We start from the raw sequence: 2,823 nt of genomic DNA, 5'->3' as shown, positions 1-2,823 counted from the left end.
TTGACCACTGACCGCTGAGGGCTGAGGGCTGAGGGCTGAGGGCTGAGGGCTTAGGGCACCTCAAGTAGCACCATCTGTAGCGCATATGCTTACAAGCTCACTGGCGATCGCTTAAGTAATAGCGATTACCCAGGTACAAAGCTGCTGCCATAGCTAGTCCTGGCAAGGTAATAACCGCTGCCCAAGGAGAGCGTAACCAATTCACTTGCTCAGATCTTATGTAGTTAATGGACTTCTTGTACATACAAGATTCAGCTGGACTAACTGAACCCAACAAAACAGCACTGGCAATTCCAGTAGTTGATAGGAAAGCAATTAAGGTTAATTTGGGTTTGAGCATGGTTGAGATTCCCCGCTAGCTTCACTTGGGTAATTTTCCTTAGTTTAGCTTTCTTGATCCGATAGCATTCCATGGCACCTAGCTGCTGAGTGCCTGGCTCAATGTTACCTAGTCTGGCGGAAACGGGAAATCTATAAAGTGAGTCCGCTTGAATTGGTCCAGATGCCCTATACCCTCACGTAGGTATGTCACCCATGAACACAACTGCTCCCAACATTAAAGGCTATTGCATCACTGACCTGGTCTACCATGGGTCGAGAACCCTAGTTTATCGTGGCACTAGGAACTCAGACCACACACCAGTAGTACTCAAACTGCTGAATAATCCCTATCCCAGCTTCCAGGAACTTGTCCAGTTCCGCAATCAGTACACTATTGCCAAAAATCTTGACCATCCCGGAATTATCCAAATCTATAGCTTGGAGTCCTACCACAATACCTTGGTATTGGTGATGGAAGACTTTGGTGGCATCTCCCTGGAAGAGTATACCACTGATAGCTTGCACCAAAGACGGATAACGGATCAGCTAGAGCATCCCGGTATGATCCGTGAGCAGTCACTTCAGGAATTTCTCCACATCGCGATTCAAATCGCCTCCATCCTGGATGAACTCTATCGCCACCGAGTGATCCACAAAGACATCAAGCCTAGGAATATCCTGATTAATCCCACCACCAGTCAAGTCAAATTCATTGACTTCAGTATTGCCTCCCTACTCCCGAAAGAAAGCCAAATCCTGACTAGTCCTAACTGCCTCGAAGGTACCCTGGCTTACCTGTCTCCGGAACAAACTGGACGGATGAATCGGGGAATTGACTACCGCAGTGACTTTTATGCTACTGGGGTAACCTTCTACAAGCTGCTCACCACAGAGTTACCTTTTAGCACTACTGACCCGATGGAGTTGGTTCACTGTCATATTGCTAAACAACCATTAGCTCCACACCAGCTGAACCCCGCTATTCCCCCACTCCTGTCCCAAATTATCAGTAAACTGATGGCTAAAAATGCTGAAGACCGTTATCAGAGTGCTTTGGGACTCAAGTATGACCTAGAACAGTGTTCCTATCACTTGCAAAGATTTGGCGCGATCGCTGACATTAAGTTGGGCAGTCGAGATATTTGCGATCGCGTAGCGGCTCCTAGGTCCGATCGCTTCGTAATTCCGGAAAAACTCTACGGGCGTCAAGCCGAAGTAAATACCTTACTGGTCGCCTTTGAGCTAGTCAGTGAAGGATCTACAGAAATGATTCTGGTAGCTGGCTTTTCCGGGATTGGTAAAACCGCTGTGGTCAATGAAGTCCAAAAACCAATTGTGCGGCAGCGGGGTTACTTCATCCAAGGTAAGTTTGACCAGTTCCAGCGTAATATTCCCTTTAGTGCCATCGTCCAAGCACTCCGGGACTTGATGGAGCAATTACTCACGGAAACTGATAGCCAACTTATGCAGTGGAAAGCACAAATTCTGTCTGCTTTGGGTGAGAATGGTCAAGTGATGGTGGATTTGATTCCAGAATTAGAAGGGATTATCGGCAAACAGCCTCCTGCTCCCGAACTTTCCGGTACGGCGGCCCAAAATCGGTTTAATTTGCTCTTTAGTAAATTTATCCAAGTTTTCACCACTAAGGAACATCCCCTAGTGATTTTCCTCGATGACTGGCAGTGGGCAGATTCGGCTTCCCTGAAGTTGCTGCAAGTGTTGATGGCAGAAACTAATACCTCCTATCTACTGCTAATTGGTGCTTATCGAGATAATGAGGTAAATCCTACTCATCCATTGATGCTCACGTTGTCCGAGATGGCCAACGTTGGCGTTTCACTCAATACAATTACCCTCGACCCCCTGAGTAAATCCGACTTAAACCATCTGATTGCCGATACCCTGACTTGTGGGATAGAACTGGCCGAACCCCTGACCGAACTAGTCGCTCAGAAAACTAAAGGAAATCCGTTTTTTGCTACCCAATTCCTGAAATCCCTCCATCACGACCGATTAATCACCTTTAATTTTGATCAAGGGTATTGGCAGTGTGATATTGCTCAAATTAGACCCTTGGCCCTCACGGATGATGTGGTAGAATTTATGGCACTTCAGTTACAGAAGTTGCCAAAAGAAACTCAGGATGTCTTGAAAGTAGCGGCTTGTATTGGCCACCAATTTGATTTGGATACCCTGGCGATTATTCATGATAAATCCCCAATCGATACGGCGAATTATTTATGGAAATCCCTGCAAGAAGGGTTGGTGTTACCCACCACTGAAATTTACAAGTTCTTCACCGTTAATAGTAATTCACCATCAAGCACTGAGGCCAAATTATCCCAATCAGCAATCAGCAATCAGCAATCAGCAATCAGCAATCAGCAATCAGCAATCAGCAATCAGCAATCAGCAATCAGCAATCAGCAATGAGCAATCAGCAATCAGCAATCAGCAATTGGCCACGCTACGCGAACACCAATCCCCAAGTTACAAGTTTTT

1 protein-coding gene and 1 pseudogene are annotated in these 2,823 nt (G+C 46.2%); one reads left to right on the top strand and one right to left on the bottom strand.

Annotation, left to right across the window (positions count from 1 at the left end; all coding sequences use genetic code 11):
* Positions 1-97: 97 nt before the first annotated feature.
* The gene (locus F6K20_RS32705; protein ID WP_008180935.1) at positions 98-340 is read right to left on the bottom strand and encodes a hypothetical protein; all 243 of its coding nucleotides are present in this window, start codon (positions 338-340) and stop codon (positions 98-100) included.
* 194 nt (positions 341-534) lie between these two features.
* Between F6K20_RS32705 and F6K20_RS32700 the strand changes: the two are divergent.
* A pseudogene (locus tag F6K20_RS32700) lies at positions 535-2,622 on the top strand (ATP-binding protein); the annotation flags it as partial.
* Positions 2,623-2,823: the final 201 nt, after the last annotated feature.

This window comes from Moorena sp. SIO2C4 (assembly GCF_010672485.1).
Classification (GTDB): Bacteria; Cyanobacteriota; Cyanobacteriia; order Cyanobacteriales; family Coleofasciculaceae; genus Moorena; species Moorena producens.
The sequence above is the reverse complement of the archived record's forward strand: the minus strand, read 5'-3'. Positions and strand labels throughout refer to the sequence as shown.